At 44.4% G+C, this 15214-nt stretch carries 15 protein-coding genes; 6 read left to right on the forward strand and 9 right to left on the reverse strand.

Going from position 1 to position 15214, the window contains the following annotated elements; genetic code table 11:
* Positions 1-126: 126 nt before the first annotated feature.
* Positions 127-1149, reverse strand: a complete 1023-nt coding sequence (locus JC525_RS17555; RefSeq protein WP_198817102.1) for an aldose epimerase family protein — start codon at positions 1147-1149, stop codon at positions 127-129.
* A gap of 324 nt (positions 1150-1473) precedes the next feature.
* Between JC525_RS17555 and JC525_RS17560 the strand changes: the two genes are divergently transcribed.
* Entirely contained in the window at positions 1474-2475 is a 1002-nt protein-coding gene (locus JC525_RS17560; protein ID WP_198817134.1) for a LacI family DNA-binding transcriptional regulator, read from the forward strand.
* A gap of 414 nt (positions 2476-2889) precedes the next feature.
* Here the strand turns inward: JC525_RS17560 and JC525_RS17565 are convergent, their stop codons facing one another.
* On the reverse strand, positions 2890-3753 hold the full coding sequence (locus JC525_RS17565) for an alpha/beta fold hydrolase (protein WP_198817103.1): 864 nt from the start codon (positions 3751-3753) through the stop codon (positions 2890-2892).
* A gap of 194 nt (positions 3754-3947) precedes the next feature.
* Here JC525_RS17565 and JC525_RS17570 point away from each other — a divergent pair, with 194 nt between their 5' ends.
* Positions 3948-4565 carry a hypothetical protein gene (locus JC525_RS17570; protein ID WP_233095279.1) on the forward strand — a complete coding sequence of 206 codons (618 nt, stop codon included), beginning with the start codon at positions 3948-3950 and terminating at the stop codon, positions 4563-4565.
* Between the two features lie 12 nt (positions 4566-4577).
* On the opposite strand, the gene JC525_RS17575 is transcribed toward JC525_RS17570, so the two are convergent.
* Both JC525_RS17575 and JC525_RS17580 read right to left on the reverse strand, forming a co-directional pair.
* Positions 4578-5162, reverse strand: coding sequence for an HAD family hydrolase (locus tag JC525_RS17575; protein WP_198817104.1), 585 nt, complete (start codon positions 5160-5162; stop codon positions 4578-4580).
* A 29-nt stretch (positions 5163-5191) separates the two neighbouring features.
* A complete protein-coding gene (locus tag JC525_RS17580; RefSeq protein ID WP_198817105.1) occupies positions 5192-6529 on the reverse strand; it encodes an MFS transporter in 1338 nt (445 codons plus the stop codon).
* A 365-nt stretch (positions 6530-6894) separates the two neighbouring features.
* Here JC525_RS17580 and uvrA point away from each other — a divergent pair, with 365 nt between their 5' ends.
* Positions 6895-9726, forward strand: a complete 2832-nt coding sequence (uvrA, locus tag JC525_RS17585; protein WP_198817112.1) for an excinuclease ABC subunit UvrA — start codon at positions 6895-6897, stop codon at positions 9724-9726.
* A gap of 203 nt (positions 9727-9929) precedes the next feature.
* Positions 9930-10097 (forward strand): hypothetical protein, encoded by a 168-nt coding sequence (locus tag JC525_RS17590; RefSeq protein WP_015065957.1) that lies wholly within the window; start codon positions 9930-9932, stop codon positions 10095-10097.
* A 70-nt stretch (positions 10098-10167) separates the two neighbouring features.
* On the opposite strand, the gene JC525_RS17595 is transcribed toward JC525_RS17590, so the two are convergent.
* The 3 genes from JC525_RS17595 to JC525_RS17605 form a co-directional block, all read right to left on the reverse strand.
* Entirely contained in the window at positions 10168-10452 is a 285-nt protein-coding gene (locus JC525_RS17595; protein ID WP_198817114.1) for a type II toxin-antitoxin system RelE/ParE family toxin, read from the reverse strand.
* Complete coding sequence (locus JC525_RS17600; RefSeq protein WP_198817122.1) at positions 10439-10693, reverse strand: ribbon-helix-helix domain-containing protein; 255 nt, start codon at positions 10691-10693, stop codon at positions 10439-10441. The genes JC525_RS17595 and JC525_RS17600 overlap by 14 nt, the downstream gene beginning before the upstream one ends.
* Positions 10694-10793: 100 nt before the next feature.
* Positions 10794-12296 carry an Hsp70 family protein gene (locus JC525_RS17605; RefSeq protein WP_198817124.1) on the reverse strand — a complete coding sequence of 501 codons (1503 nt, stop codon included), beginning with the start codon at positions 12294-12296 and terminating at the stop codon, positions 10794-10796.
* 184 nt (positions 12297-12480) lie between these two features.
* On the opposite strand from JC525_RS17605, the gene JC525_RS17610 reads away from it, so the two are divergent.
* Positions 12481-12900: an acyl-CoA thioesterase gene (locus tag JC525_RS17610; protein ID WP_198817126.1), complete on the forward strand. Its 420-nt coding sequence runs from the start codon at positions 12481-12483 to the stop codon at positions 12898-12900.
* A gap of 22 nt (positions 12901-12922) precedes the next feature.
* Positions 12923-13621 (forward strand): 2OG-Fe(II) oxygenase, encoded by a 699-nt coding sequence (locus JC525_RS17615; protein ID WP_198817128.1) that lies wholly within the window; start codon positions 12923-12925, stop codon positions 13619-13621.
* Here the strand turns inward: JC525_RS17615 and JC525_RS17620 are convergent.
* Both JC525_RS17620 and JC525_RS17625 read right to left on the reverse strand, forming a co-directional pair.
* Complete coding sequence (locus tag JC525_RS17620; protein WP_198817129.1) at positions 13618-14565, reverse strand: dihydrodipicolinate synthase family protein; 948 nt, start codon at positions 14563-14565, stop codon at positions 13618-13620. The two genes, JC525_RS17615 and JC525_RS17620, sit on opposite strands and share 4 nt — an antisense overlap.
* 26 nt (positions 14566-14591) lie before the next feature.
* On the reverse strand, positions 14592-15077 hold the full coding sequence (locus tag JC525_RS17625; RefSeq protein WP_198817130.1) for a DUF3299 domain-containing protein: 486 nt from the start codon (positions 15075-15077) through the stop codon (positions 14592-14594).
* Between the last annotated feature and the right edge of the window lie 137 nt (positions 15078-15214).

The following is a 15214-nucleotide window of genomic DNA, read 5'->3' on the forward strand; positions in this document are numbered from 1 at the left end:
GCTTAATAGGGTTAAACGTTTACCCTTCTAATAATATAGTAAGCGACCTTGTTTATCAATTAAGGAACAAAGAAAATTAATTGTTAAATTGATAACAATTAATTTTCTTTTGCCATTATAGCGGATTTACAGAGTGCTAAACTTATATTTGATTGAAGCTTTGAAAGTTTCATCAGGTTTCACAAAACAATTGGGAAATTCAGATTTATTGGGGGCATCAGGAAAATGCTGAGGCTCTAAACATAGGGCACCAAGCTGCTCATCGCCTTGCAGGTTGCCCGTGTAGAACTGCAAACCCGGCAATGTAGTGTATAACGCCATCGCAATTCCGGTATCAACGGCTTTTACCGTAGCTTGTGGCTCTTTACCTCCAGGCGCACGAAGCACATAGTTATGGTCGTACCCACCCACCATATCAAATAGAGGATGTGATTCATGAAGTGTTGCTCTTTTCGCTATTGGTGTAGAGGTTAAGAAGTCAAAAGAGGTATCACGTACTTCAATTAATTTTCCCGTTGGTAGCAAGGTTTTGTCAGCGTCTGTTACTTTTTCAGCATCAATATGAAGCAGCGTGGTTCCTACCTTTGTTTCTTCGCTTAAAGTGAAATAAGCATGTTGGGTAAAGCTAAGCGGTGTTTCTTTATCAGTAGTGGCTGATAATTCAAGTGAAAGCTCATTATCATTATTAAGGGTATAACAAGCGTTTACCTCTACATTACCAGGAAAGCCACCTTCTCCGTCAGGGCTGGTTAAGGTGAAAGTAACGCTGGCACTGTCACTTAATTCCTGTGTATTCGCTTGCCATATTTTTTTGTGAAAGCCGGCAAGGCCGCCGTGAAGGTTGTGTTCACCGCCATTTTTATCTAGCTGGTATTGCTCGCCATTTAGGGTAAAAGTGCCCTGGCCTATTCTATTGGCATAGCGACCAACAATAGCGCCGCGATAGCTTGGATCGTCTATATATTCTTGCAACGTATCAAATGTCTGAACGCAGCTTACTAACCTGCCCTGTGCATTGGTTACGTTTATTTCTTTAATAATACCACCGTAATTTAGCAGGGTGACGGACATGCCATTGGTGTTATTTAACGTGTATGCACAAACGTCCTTGCCGTCTACTTCACCGAATGCAGATACATTTATTTTCATAACAAATTATTTACCTTAGTAAGTGCCAGCAAGGTAAACAGAGCGTACCTTTGGCATATCGCTGTAAATATCAGCAATTGAATTTTGCGGTCAAATCGTAAAGAGGTTATACGTTTTCCATGCGCATTTACAATCTTTAGCGTGATAAAAATAATAAATGGGGCCTCTCTATTTGTGAACTATGTGATGATGTATTAGAAGGCAGCTAAGCTAGCGTAACCAGTGCTGAAGTGAGATGTTTTATCTTTTTTTGTAAATATAATGTAGGCTATGGCTATCAGGTGTAACGGCCTTCCACGTAACAAAAACGAAGTTAATAAAGACATGGCAACAATAAAAGATATAGCCCAGGCCGCCGGAGTTTCCCTGGCTACCGTATCCCGAGTGATTAATAACGGCCCTAAAGTGGGTAACGACACCCGAAAACGGGTTAAGAAAATCATGGAAGAAATGGGGTATCGCCCCAATGCTAATGCACGTGCACTTGTGACTAAGAAAAGCGCGTCTTTAGGCGTCGTTATTGCCGAACTTCATGACCCCTTTTTTGCCATGCTCGCTCATGGTGTGGAATCAGTCACTCGCAAAAATAATGTACAAATACTTCTTAGTGCTGGCTCTATAGAAAAAGAAACCGAGCTTCGCGCTATTGAAACACTATTAGAGCATCGCGTAGAAGCCATGGTTGTTCACAGTAAGGCCTTGGATGATGAAACACTGATAGGCTTCGCCAAACAAGTTCCAGGCTTTGTACTTATAAACCGTTATATTCCCGAGATTGCAAATCGATGTGTCTGGCTAGACAACGTAACTGGCGGTCGGTTAATGGCCGAATATGCGATTAACCAGGGCCATGAGCATGTTGCCGTTATCAGTAGCCAATACCGAATAGATGACCCTAATCATCGTCTTGAAGGCATAAGAAACGCTATAGACAAAGCAAAATTGAGCTTGCCTGAGAGTATGATTGAGTATGCCACTCCCGACCAAGAGGGTGGCGAATTGGCGATGCAGAACTTACTGGCAACTGGCGCCAAGTTTACGGCGGTACTGGCTTATAACGACGCTATGGCATCCGGCGCAATGACCATGTTGCAAGACCATGGTATAACCGTGCCCGACCAAGTATCGGTGATGGGTTATGATGATGTTCTTCTTGCCAAGTACTGCCGCCCCAAATTAACAACCCTTCGCTACCCTGTTGAAATGATGGCAGCAAAGGCCGCTGAGTTGGCATTAAAGTACGCCTCTGGAAGTACGCCTGAGGAGGGACTCACCTTTAAATATACGCCAACGGTAGTTAAGCGCGACTCCATCGTAAGGGTTTGAGCACACTAGCCAAACGTTTTCAGTGGCATAGCTTTCGAGAAAAAACATACCTGCCAACGTGGGTATGTTTTATACTTTAATGCGGACGTTGATGGCTGATTAATCGATTTTCGGTGCATTCCTATTCAACCACGTTCTAAAAAATTCATAACACTAATCTATTGACAACATCTTCCACTTGATCTTTTTTCTCTGACTTTTATCCCCAACAGAGAAAATTGCCTGATCCTATGCACCTTTACGATCAAAAAACAATGAGATCTATAGCAACAGCGCTACAGCGCTTGATTTAACTAGCATTTCGTGATCTGACCAGCTGTTAGCTATATGATCGTGATCAGTTGCTGTATATGGGTATTAACAGACTTACCAACAAGGTTTTCCACTAGTTATCCACAACGAGTAGAGACGCCCTCAATCTGTGAATCGAGCTAAAAATTGTCGGTATTGTTCAATCGCATAGTCGCTTTTCAACGTGGCGTTGTGTGTTGCATCAGGGATCATAGAAATGTATTTTTCGCTGCTTGATGCATCTTTTAGCAGTTGCTGGCTAATAGGGTAAGGGGTTATCTTATCTTTCTCTCCTACGACTAACCAAAGCGGGCCGTCGTAGTGACGCAAAATCGGTGCAATTTGCATACTGTGGACTTCGTCATGTAGCTTCATCATGGTAATTGAGTTAGAGAATCCTGGCACCATATTGGCAATCAAATCTGAAATATTATTGAAAGCCCCATCTAAAACCAATGCATCAATTTTTCGATTCGCCGCAACATAACTGGCAAAATAACTGCCAATGCCTCGACCATGCACAATGGTTGGGATGGATGCATCAAAAGCACTTTCTACATAATCAAATTGCGTTAAGGCATCTTGTTTTATGGCGTTAATGCTCAAGTCTTTTGCTTTATCACTGGCCCCCACTCCTTGATAATCTAACCATAAAATGTTGGCTGGCAACTTACCCAATCTGTGAATAACACTGTTGTTTTCACTTATAGACATACGGTTGTCGGCAAAAAATACGATGTTAACAATTGGGTTGGGATAAGATACAGCAACGCCTCGTAGAACTAGACCCTCTTTATTCTTTACTTCAACACGGGTAATACCCGCTGCCGTTTTATCGTTTTTAATAGCCGCATGTAGTTTGGTGACATCCAACGACTGTTGCGCTGAGTCTTGGTAGAAAAAGGCAGAGGGAGAAACGTTTATTGCGCATCCGATAAGAGAAACACATAAAAACAAGCCGAAAAGTGTATTTTTAAAGGTCGTCATTTAAAAACTGTCCGTGTTGAGCCATTGCTGTGAAATACTGGAATGGTTTGGCTCTCAATTACGCCATTGTTCAGATTCACGCTAAAGCTATGCTAAATAAGCTGTTACAGTTTGCAACAGTTGTTCTGTTTATTCGCGCTATTAATTTTCATATACTTGAGTGTAGTTTATCCGCACAAAACAAAAATAACTTAATGAAAAAATTAACATTTTCTATGTTTAAAATTAAGCCAGCGTCGCGCCTATTTTTTGCCTGTTGTGCACTAGCTTTGTTGATAGGCTGCGAATCTACATCACCAGAGCTAGACTCTTCCCTGATCCCTGAAGCCCAGCGAAAAGAGTATCAACTCGCCATGTCTAAAGCTAAAGCATGCCCGATAAACTTAGCAGAACTCACTGATTCACGCTCAAGTAAAGATTTACTTGTAGGAAGCAGAAATGTCACTGAAGATACTTTTTACACGCTTTTGCAGCAAAGCCTAGAAGCTATGAATGTTAGCCCAAATAATGAAGCAGGCAACAGCGTGAAAATAGTGTTAAATCGCGCATTTGTGAAAAGCTTAGGGAGTAACATGGTTGCGACTGTCGTGCTCGACGTAATGTATAAACCCAGAAATGCTAACGAATTCTCACCTTCAGCTACGTTTCGCGGCCAAAGCGTGAATGTGATAGAGCATAGTAATCATAAAGACAGTAACGAAATTGCTATTGACGCGATGCAAACCGCCATTATTGATGCCACAAAACGCATAAAGTCTTCACTGTTACATAACTGTGGCGATGCATTGAGCGAACTAGAGCACGCCGTCTAGCTTAAAATAGCGCTAATACACAAGCCTGTTGTTTTCGACCATAAAACATGACATTCCACCAGCTAACGCTGCTTTTCTTCCCATCTCAGTGTCTTCAAAAACTACACAGAATTGTGGGTCAACACCCATGAGTTCTGCGGCTCGCACAAAAGTTTCGGGATGAGGTTTTCCATTAGCTACATCATCAGAAGTGACTAGGGCGGATAACTGGGATAAAAGACCGTGTTTATCTAGTACCGATTGTGCATGTTGTTTGTCGGAACCCGTCCCTACAGCAATCGGCATGCTCGCTTTATAGTGATTAAATACTTCTAACGTGTCTTGTATTAAATTCGGTATATGATCCAAACGCTCGAACGCCTGTTTTTTATATACGGCAACCTCAGAAGGGTTATGGTTTTTACCGTACTTCGCATTCATCAATTGCACCGTTTCAATTGTAGGTACACCACCAAGACTGTGCTGATATGCACGGTCAAAAGGATAATCGAATGCACTGCAAGTCAATTGCCACGCATCAATATGCGCCCCCATTGAGTCGACGAGTGTGCCATCCATATCAAAAATAATGGCTTTGTAATTACTTAAGTCAATCATGGCCGCGTACTTCCTTTCATAAAGTCTTTTTATGCTGTTAAAACATCTTTTGCTTTGACCGCGTCAAAATCTCGATTGACCTTTAAATAGACTGCGTTGCTTTCACTGCTCAACGTTACTTCAAGTACACCTGGTACCGACATTAATTGACCTTCGATAGCACCAGTATCAGCATTATTGAATTGTCCATGCATCATCACCCGTTTTACGCGGCTCACCTCTTTTACACCGAAAATGATGAAAAGCCATACAAGCGTGCTTGCAGCACCGATACCATAAGCCAACTCTTGCGACCATATATCCGTAACCAATCCAGATATTACACCGCCTAAGAATGCGCCGAAAAACTGAAAGCTTGCATAAAGTCCCATCGCCGTGCCTTTTTGACCTGCGGGGGCAATGCTAGATACCAAGGCTGGAAAGTTCGCTTCTAAGTAATTAAACCCAGTAAAGAATAAGACTACCGCCGCAGTTACCCACCACCAGCTATTATCTTCTAAACTCAGCGCTAAAAACGCGCCACCCATTAACACAACGCCGGTTATAAGGAGTGATTTAGGCGTACGGCCTCTTGCTGCTCCCATCATTACAATTAGACCAACAATTGACGCGCCTAGAACAGGTAAATAAACCGTCCAGTGACTGTCTAAGGTCATATCAAAATTCAGCAGCGTAACCGGCAGTTGCACGAACAGCAGCGTTATCATCATATGAAGAATCATAACGCTAATGTTTAAACGCCATAATTGAGAAGAGAATACCAAGCGCTTTAACTGATCTTTTTGTGGCAGTGTATCGCCACTACTTAACTGCACACCGTTCGGCACTACCCATTTAACCAATGGCATACATAGGATGGCCAATATGCCCGTAATACCAAAAACACCAGCGAGACCATAGCTGTTGGCAATGAGTGGCCCCAGAATTACGGCTAGATAGAATGAAAAGCCAATAGCGATCCCGATAATCGCTAGAACCTTCGCTCTCTGGCTTTCGCGACTTACATCGGTAGCCAATGCCATTATTGCGCCTGCTATAGCCCCCGCACCTTGAAGAATACGCCCAACAATCATCATGACCATGCTGTCGGCATTGGCCGCCACAAAGCTTCCTATGGCAAATACAGCAAGCCCTAATAAGATAACAGGCTTACGTCCCCATTTATCAGACATCATGCCCATGGGAATTTGAAGCGCAGCCTGCGTCAAGCCGTAACCGCCCACAGCAAGTCCAACCAACAGTGGCGAATAATCTGGATAGTCCATCGCGGCAACAGCCAACACGGGCATAACCATGAACAACCCCATCATGCGTAAAACGTAAACGGAGGCGAGTGCAAGCGCGGCGCGCAATTCCAAAGCGTTCAAAGCGTCTGTGTCCCTCAATAAATAGAATCAAAAAACAAAATTGTGCGCAGAGAACACCTGTTTCTGCAGCGACAATAACAAGGTCGCGAAGTGTAGCATAAATATCATTTACGCCCACTTACCTTAAATTCGATTAATACAATTGATGCTTTTCTCACTGATGATATTGATTTGGCCCTTTTGCACCTTAAGGGGTTTAAAAGTGGGGATAAAATCACCATTTTACAATGCAGTTCGGATGTTGTGTTCGTGAGCTTATTTCCATGAGGTGATCTGCTCTCTCCACTCACAGTATAACTTGATTGTCATATCACTTTACTTGACACCTATGGCATACTGATTCTTTAACTCTCATTTAGGCTTCAATGGATAAAATCGAAATTCGCGGTGCTCGCACCCATAATCTGAAAAACATCGATTTAACACTGCCACGAGACAAACTGGTGGTGATTACCGGCCTTTCAGGCTCGGGCAAATCGTCTCTTGCATTTGACACGCTCTATGCAGAAGGTCAGCGTCGTTACGTTGAGTCTTTGTCTGCCTACGCTCGTCAGTTTCTTTCTATGATGGAAAAACCCGATGTTGATCATATTGAGGGTTTGTCACCTGCAATATCCATTGAGCAAAAATCAACGTCACATAACCCCCGCTCAACGGTGGGAACGATTACCGAAGTATACGACTACTTACGTCTAATGTTTGCTCGAGTGGGCACACCTCGCTGTCCTGACCACGATGTACCGCTTGATGCCCAAACGGTGAGTCAGATGGTGGACAAAGTGTTAGCCATGCCCGAAGGCAGCAAGCTAATGCTATTAGCGCCTATCGTGAAAGAGCGTAAAGGTGAGCACGTCAAAACCCTGCAGAATTTATCAGCACAAGGTTTTATTCGTGCTCGCATAGACGGAGAGGTGTGCGATTTATCTGATCCTCCTCCGTTAGACTTGCACAAGAAGCACACCATCGAGGTGGTAGTGGACCGTTTCAAAGTACGCGACGATATGGCCCTTCGATTATCTGAGTCTTTTGAAACAGCCCTTAACCTGGCAGGCGGTAATGCGGTTGTGGCAGATATGGACGACAAGGATGCAGAGGAAATTGTATTCTCCGCAAACTTTGCTTGTCCGCACTGTGGATACAGTATCAGTGAACTAGAACCTCGTTTATTTTCGTTCAACAATCCTGCCGGTGCCTGCCCTACCTGTGACGGTTTAGGTACAAGACAGTTCTTTGACCCTGCTCGGGTAGTCGGTAACACTGAACTAAGTCTGTCAGGCGGTGCTATTCGAGGTTGGGATAAACGAAGCTACTACTATTTCCAAATGCTTCAAGCAGTGGCTGAGCATTACAAGTTCAGCCTAACGGCTCCCTTCGAAGATTTAGATAAAGAACACCAAGATATTGTTCTTTATGGTTCTAAAGGCAAATCGCTTTCGTTTAAGTACATTAACGAGCGCGGTGATGTAATGGAGCGCAAGCATCCATTCGAGGGTATTATTCCGAACATGGAACGCCGCTATCGTGAAACAGAATCTAATTCTGTACGCGAAGAACTCGCTAAACATTTGAGCCAGCAGCACTGTAGCAGTTGTAGCGGCACTCGCCTTCGCGTTGAAGCGCGCAATGTGTTTATTCAAGACACAAATTTGCCTGCCATTGCGAATATGTCTATCGCCGATGCTTATAGCTTTTTTGAAACGCTGAATCTTGAAGGACAGCGAGCGCAAATAGCCGAAAAGATTTTAAAAGAAATCATGGACCGCCTGCGCTTTCTGGTTAACGTAGGCCTCAACTATCTGTCTATGTCGCGAAGCGCCGATACATTGTCAGGTGGTGAAGCACAGCGTATTCGACTGGCTAGCCAAATTGGCGCTGGCCTCGTTGGTGTAATGTACGTGTTGGATGAGCCTTCCATCGGGCTGCATCAACGGGACAACGAGCGATTGCTGAATACCCTTACGCATTTACGTGACTTAGGAAATACTGTTTTGGTTGTTGAGCACGATGAAGACGCCATCCGAGAAGCAGACTATATCGTTGATATCGGCCCTGGTGCAGGTGTGCATGGTGGCGAAATAATCGCTGAGGGCTCGTTGGAGGATATTAAAAATAGTGAACATTCACTTACAGGAAAATATCTTTCAGGAAGGGAAAAAATTGATATTCCAGCGTCGCGAACGCCTGTCAAAGACGATAAGTGGTTAGAACTCAAGGGCGCAACGGGTAACAACCTACAGTCGGTAGATTTGCGAATTCCCACGGGCGTAATGACCTGCGTCACTGGCGTATCCGGCTCTGGAAAGTCGACGTTAATCAACGACACTTTTTACAAGATTGCGCAGCGAGAATTGAATAAAGCAACCACTGCTGAACCAGCGCCGCACAAAAGCATGACGGGGTTGGAGCAACTGGATAAAGTGGTTGATATTGACCAAAGCCCCATTGGCAGAACCCCCCGCTCTAACCCCGCGACCTATGCAGGTATTTTCACGCCTATTCGTGAAATGTTCGCAGGTACGCAAGAGTCTCGTTCACGTGGCTACAAGCCTGGTCGCTTTAGCTTTAACGTAAAAGGTGGTCGCTGTGAAGCGTGTCAGGGTGACGGCGTAATTAAAGTGGAAATGCACTTTTTGCCAGATGTGTATGTGCCATGTGATGTATGTCAGGGCAAACGCTACAACCGTGAAACGTTAGAGATTAAGTACAAAGATAAAAACATCCATGAAGTGTTGGAAATGACCGTGGAAGATGCGCGCGAGTTTTTCGATGCAATCCCGTCTATTTCTCGCAAATTGCAGACACTGATGGATGTAGGCTTATCGTACATTCGACTGGGACAAGCTGCTACCACGTTATCTGGTGGTGAGGCACAACGGGTCAAGTTGGCAAAAGAGTTATCAAAAAGAGACACTGGGCAGACGCTTTACATCTTGGATGAGCCAACCACGGGTTTGCACTTCCACGATATTAAGCAGTTATTAGCCGTACTTCACAGACTACGCGATCACGGTAATACCGTTGTGGTTATTGAGCATAACCTTGATGTGATTAAAACCGCAGACTGGATTGTCGACCTTGGACCAGAGGGCGGATCCGGAGGTGGCCAGATTATTGCAGAGGGAACACCTGAGCATGTGGCCCAACAAGAAGTCTCACATACTGGAAGATTCCTTAAGCCCATGCTCAATCAAGCTTAAGCTTGCGTTGAGCGATTAATATCGTCATAAGATGCGCGGCTTTTACGATAGGTTGCTGTGTAAATTACACGGCAACCTGTAAAAAGTGCGTTTTATTTGATGATTTTTTCGTTTTTTCGCGCTGGTCAGAGCTTGTTTTGGCAAATCATACGTTACGATGATTTATGTGAATTTTGCAGTAAGAATTGCTGGAGCGAAACCCAATGACTCAAACGCCGCCACTAGCCTTAGTGAAAACTTGGTATCACCTTCTTTCGTCGTCTGAAGACAATGACGTAAAAGCGCGCGCACAAGAAATGCTGTTAAATGCCTTCGAGTCGCCTGAAGCGATTGCGATTTATCTTAAAGAGCATAATATTCTTAAGCACTGATCAAAAAAGCCTTAGCGTAGTAGGCGATACTACGCTAAGGCTCTCAATAAAACAGAGTTCGCTTTTTATGTCATTTACGATCTTCGTATTTGACCAATGCAGCAATCTCAATAGTTGCGTTTACAACCCTGTAAAATATAGAGTGCTTTTGACAAACACTTCGACGATACCCCAAACGAATATCGTCAATAGCTTGAAACAAGTACGGATTATCACAAAGTAATTCAAAGTGCTCTAGCAGTACCAAATAGTATTTATCTGCCTGTGCTTCTCCCCACTTTTCGAACCCTTCTAAATATAAATTATTTAGGTCTCTATCTGCTTCATTTGTTAAAACAAGCCTATATCTTTTCACCACTGTTCTTCAGCCGTTCCTTTGCTTCAGCCATAATTTGTTGTGGCGTACGCTGACTAAAACCACTTTTTTCAGCGTTAATAAGCTTTGCTCGCAACAACTCTTTTTCTTCCTTACTGCGTCGTGCTTGCCTAATCAAATCGTTGATCACGTCACTTTTTGAAGAGTATTCTTTACTCTCAACTTGAGACTTTAGCCACGCATCGTTAGGCTCCGTGAATGTTATACTCTGTCTACTCATAGCCTTTCTCTGGAATGAACCACATTCGCATCAAAATAGCACCAACTTTAAAGTTGTGCAAATATCACTCGCCGAGAATTTTAAAGGCCGGAAATCTCAATTAAGCGTGTTTAGCCGCTTGAATAGCTAACCCTTCGCACACCGAGTTAAATGCGTCGTTCTCTAACCGAGGTAGGCCTGTAAGCAGGTTTTCATATAGCGCATCAACCACAATAGGCGATAAACTCATACCACCTGTAATCATCACCACTTCTGGTTTTTCACTGCTGTTTTCCAAGCATTCCACCACTAGCGCTTTCACTTTATCAAGCCAAGGCTTCAGCGCTTTTTTAAGCGAGTCTTGTGAAATCTCTACGTCGAAGTCATCTTCAATATAGTGAAGTGGTAAAGTAATGCTCTGTTTGCTAGAAAGTAGTTCTTTGGCTAATCGCGCTGAGTTGACAACGCGAGCAGACAGCTTGTTCTCCTGAACAATAAGCAATCGCTCTAGTTGTGCTGGCTCTTTAATCACAGACATGGTTTGAGAAATATCTAACCCGTAATCGTCAGAGAAAAAGCGGGTGAGTGCCGGAATGTTATCAACCGCACACATATCAGAGAAGTACGTGGGCGGAACAGGAAGCCCGTTAATCATCTTGAGCCCCATTCCCATTTCTGGGGCAATAGCCTTAAGTACCAAGCTTTTATCGCAATCCATGCCGCCTAAACGCCTACCTGTTACCGACAGAACATCGTCTTTGCGATCAAGCTGGCTGGAACGTTCAGGAGAAAGCTTAATACAGCAAATATCCGTGGTACCCCCACCAATATCTACAATCAGCGTAGTTGTATCTCTTGGTAGAGTTTGCTCAATTTTATACGCCGCTGCGATAGGTTCATCCAAGAAGTTAACATCCGAAAACCCGGCCTTAGTTGCCGCTTCGGTCATGATTTGAATGGCTTGAGCGTTGCCTTCTTCACCGCGAGTACCATGAAACTTAACGGGCCGACCAATAACAGCGTTATTAACCGCCTTGCCTAGCTGCTGCTCTGCGCACTGTTTAAAGTACGCCAGTTGCTTAGCAATAATACCGATGAACGCTTGTTTTTGGTCGCCGTCTAGCGATGCGCCTAAGAAGTTCTTAGGCGAATATATCAACCTACCCTTGTCAGGCATTTTAAGAAAGCGTCTAAACCCTTCTTCACCGAACGCAAACTTGCCGTGCTCTACTAGGCGCAGCAAAGGAATTTCGTCTAGCGACATAGCATGCATCAATTGCGCAATCGCTTTGCGCTGTAGTGCAGGCTTGTTATGCAAATCGCCGCGCAACGAGTCGATACGGTCGCTGTACATCGCCTGTTCTTTTGGATCTTTCGCCGAATAATAGCCGTCCTTCGCCTTATCTATTTGCTCATTGATAACGCGCTGTAACTGCGCCACTTTCGCTTCAATCATAGCATCGGGAGGCGGCGGCAGTTCGTCTTCAAAATAGATGAACACCGAAGAACGGATTTTATTGCCCTTCTTATCTAGCGGGTCAAGTTTGATGTGCTGATGGGCCGTTCCATCAAAATACACAACCTCAGAATTTGATGTACCGTAGTCAATCCCAATCGCAGTCATAGTATGTTCGCTCAAAAAGTTAGAAGCGGATTGTAATGCAAAAGAAAGAAGCGGCACACCCCTGTAAGGTAATCAAAACACGCCGATTTATTGCTAATCACAGTCGGTTACAGGTGATAGCTGAAAAGCAGAGCCCTTAATGCTAGAGTGGGAATCAAACTAATAACAACACCTACGAATATTTATGAGCCATTCAGCACCATTAGTTACATCATTCGACGTGCGTTTTTGTGAAACAGATGCCTTACAACATGTCAGTAACACGGCATTAGTCGCGTGGTTTGAAGCAGCCAGGGAGCCCATTTTCAGAATGTTTACGCCTGAGCTAGACTTACAAAATTGGCCGCTTATTTTAGCCAGCTACAAGGTCGATTTTTTAGCTCAGATTTTTTATGGCAAACCTGTAACGGTGAAAACCTACATTAGCCGGCTAGGCAACAGTGCATTCGACGTGTTTCAAGAGTTATGGCAAGACGATAAGCTGTGCTCAACCGGCGTGACCACCATGGTACATTTTGACTATAAAACACAGCGCTCTGCGCCTATCCCGGATGAAGTGAAATCAGAACTACAGTCACACTTTAAAGAAATATCAACTAAGTAACAGAGCGCAGTACGAGGTATCCATGAGCGATTTAATTGAAGTTATTGATGATGTGTTACCACCAGAGCTGTGCAAGCAACTCATGGAACGCTTCGAAAGCAGCCCTAATTTGTCTCAAGGGCGTACTGGCGGTGGCGTCGACTTAGATAAAAAGCGCAGCATGGATGTGTCGATAAGCCGCAACCCCGAGTTTAAAGACTTATTTCAGCAAGTGATGCAGCACACGGGGCAGCAGCTGGTCTCCTACATTGAAAAGTACTATTTTGCGCTTGTAGGGCCTATTGGCTTAACCGTACGCCATCCCAAAACAGGCGAACCGGTAAAAGTCACAGGAGAGAACTTTGAAGAGGTAGGTAAACCCAATTTGGCGAATTTGGTAAATTACCTGTTTCGGGTTGGCGACGTAAATGCACAGCGCTATACCGCAGGCAATGGCGGCTACCCTTACTGGCATTCAGAAGTCTATCCACAGCTTCAACATAACGATGCACTACACCGCGTATTGCTGTTTATGTACTACTTAAACGATGTGGAAGAAGGCGGCGAGACGGAATTTTATTATCAAAACCGTGCGGTTAAGCCTAAAGCAGGCAGAATGGTGATTGCGCCCGCCTATTTTACGCACACACACCGCGGCCAAATTCCAAAAAGTAACGACAAGTACATTTTAACGTCGTGGCTTCTATTTAACCGCGCTGAACAGATTTATACGCAAGGCTAGCTTAACGACAACTGCGCGATAATGCTTTCTAGCTCGCTGTACTCTTTCTTGTCGATAGGTAAGAAGGGTGCAGGCAAGCTAGGCGTTTCACAATAGCCCAAAATTTCTGCCGCGGCTGCAACCACACGCAAGCCGCCGCCATTGCGCGCAAACATGCTCCATATTCCGCTTAACGCTTGCGACTGAGTCTGTGCATCGACAGCATTACCAGACTGAGCGGCGTCGATAATACGCATTACGGTTCGCGGAAATATTCCCCCTATAACAGAGAGCCAGAGGTCACAACCTTCACTCATTCCTGCTGCGCCAAAACTATCACCACTCACGCCGATAGCAATGTGTGCAGGCATTATCTCTCGTAATGATGCTAATCGACGAGCGCCTTCGCTACTGCTTGCTTCAGAGGGTGGGATATCCTTGCTGGAACTATTATCCATTGAGCTTTTGGCAAACGGAGTACCGGGTATTTTAATCGCCCCGATATTCGGCAATTTGCCTATACGGCGGTATAAATCATCGCTGAAGGTAAAATTAGTCACACGAGGATTTTCGTAAACGCAGATAGGCACAGATACCTCGTGACTCACTGCCTCATATAGGCCGTACACTTCTTCTTCATTAAGCACTTGATAGGAAACCGGTGCTAACAGCACAGCATTAACACCTGCTTGCTGCACAGCTTCGACGTTTTTTAGCACGTCATAGGTGCGCAACGACCCAACGCCGGCCATAACAGGAATACCGTTTGCGCATTCTACAGTAAGCTTTGCTATCTCGGCCTTTTGCTCTCGTGTTAGATAAGGATACAGCCCAGTAGAACCTATCGCGCAAATTGAATCTACATTCGCCGAAACCAAATTATCAACAAGCCCTTTAAACGCTTTGTAGTCAATACTTTCTTGTTTGAAGGGGGTAATGGGAAACGCTGATAATCCTGTAAACACCTGATATCCTTTTAAACTTTTAATGCTTAAAACCCTTCTACGGCTTCGCCCGTTAAGCGATAACCAACAGACGCAATATCGCCTTTCCAACCGTCAGTCGACAGTTTCCCAGTTACCCAAATCGCGTCGTAAATATTATCTATGCGTACACCTTCTTCAAATTTTACGTACACTATTTGATTAGACGGCGGCGGTGGTACGTGAATACAGGCGCCAAAATATGGAACAAGTAAAAACTCAGTGGTTAGCTCTGCCGTACCTTCTAGCGGCACGACAAAACCCGGAATTTTCACCCGTTTGCCATCAAAGGTATCGACAACCGGCGCGTCAGGCTGAAGTTGACTCATCTCGCCATTGTGCTGAACTGAAGGCGGTGCGAGTTCGTTAAAGCCTTCAGGCACGAGGTCTTCCCAATATACCTCAATAGGCGCTTCGTCTGCCAAAGCGTTAAAGGTTACAACCATCATAAGTACAGCGAACAATGAGGTTACGGATAATTTTAGGTAGGTCATACTGCTCTCTTTCGTTGAGTATTTCGTTCGCATTCTTTGTATAGGCTTTTGCTTTTCGTTTTCGATCTAATCTTTTTAGCCATGACCCGTCCTAAGATAGGTTGACAGTTTTTAGGCCAGCTCCAGTAGCTGGCCTT

The organism is Alteromonas sp. IB21 (assembly GCF_016405965.1).
Taxonomy (GTDB): domain Bacteria; phylum Pseudomonadota; class Gammaproteobacteria; order Enterobacterales; family Alteromonadaceae; genus Alteromonas.

Excerpts from the sequence above, each read along its gene's own strand:
- JC525_RS17555 (WP_198817102.1), bottom strand. The coding sequence starts at position 1,149 with ATGAAAATAAATGTATCTGCATTCGGTGAAGTAGACGGCAAGGACGTT.
- JC525_RS17560 (WP_198817134.1), top strand. The coding sequence starts at position 1,474 with ATGGCAACAATAAAAGATATAGCCCAGGCCGCCGGAGTTTCCCTGGCT.
- JC525_RS17565 (WP_198817103.1), bottom strand. The coding sequence starts at position 3,753 with ATGACGACCTTTAAAAATACACTTTTCGGCTTGTTTTTATGTGTTTCT.
- JC525_RS17570 (WP_233095279.1), top strand. The coding sequence starts at position 3,948 with ATGAAAAAATTAACATTTTCTATGTTTAAAATTAAGCCAGCGTCGCGC.
- JC525_RS17575 (WP_198817104.1), bottom strand. The coding sequence starts at position 5,162 with ATGATTGACTTAAGTAATTACAAAGCCATTATTTTTGATATGGATGGC.
- uvrA (WP_198817112.1), top strand. The coding sequence starts at position 6,895 with ATGGATAAAATCGAAATTCGCGGTGCTCGCACCCATAATCTGAAAAAC.
- JC525_RS17590 (WP_015065957.1), top strand. The coding sequence starts at position 9,930 with ATGACTCAAACGCCGCCACTAGCCTTAGTGAAAACTTGGTATCACCTT.
- JC525_RS17600 (WP_198817122.1), bottom strand. The coding sequence starts at position 10,693 with ATGAGTAGACAGAGTATAACATTCACGGAGCCTAACGATGCGTGGCTA.
- JC525_RS17605 (WP_198817124.1), bottom strand. The coding sequence starts at position 12,296 with ATGACTGCGATTGGGATTGACTACGGTACATCAAATTCTGAGGTTGTG.
- JC525_RS17610 (WP_198817126.1), top strand. The coding sequence starts at position 12,481 with ATGAGCCATTCAGCACCATTAGTTACATCATTCGACGTGCGTTTTTGT.
- JC525_RS17615 (WP_198817128.1), top strand. The coding sequence starts at position 12,923 with ATGAGCGATTTAATTGAAGTTATTGATGATGTGTTACCACCAGAGCTG.
- JC525_RS17625 (WP_198817130.1), bottom strand. The coding sequence starts at position 15,077 with ATGACCTACCTAAAATTATCCGTAACCTCATTGTTCGCTGTACTTATG.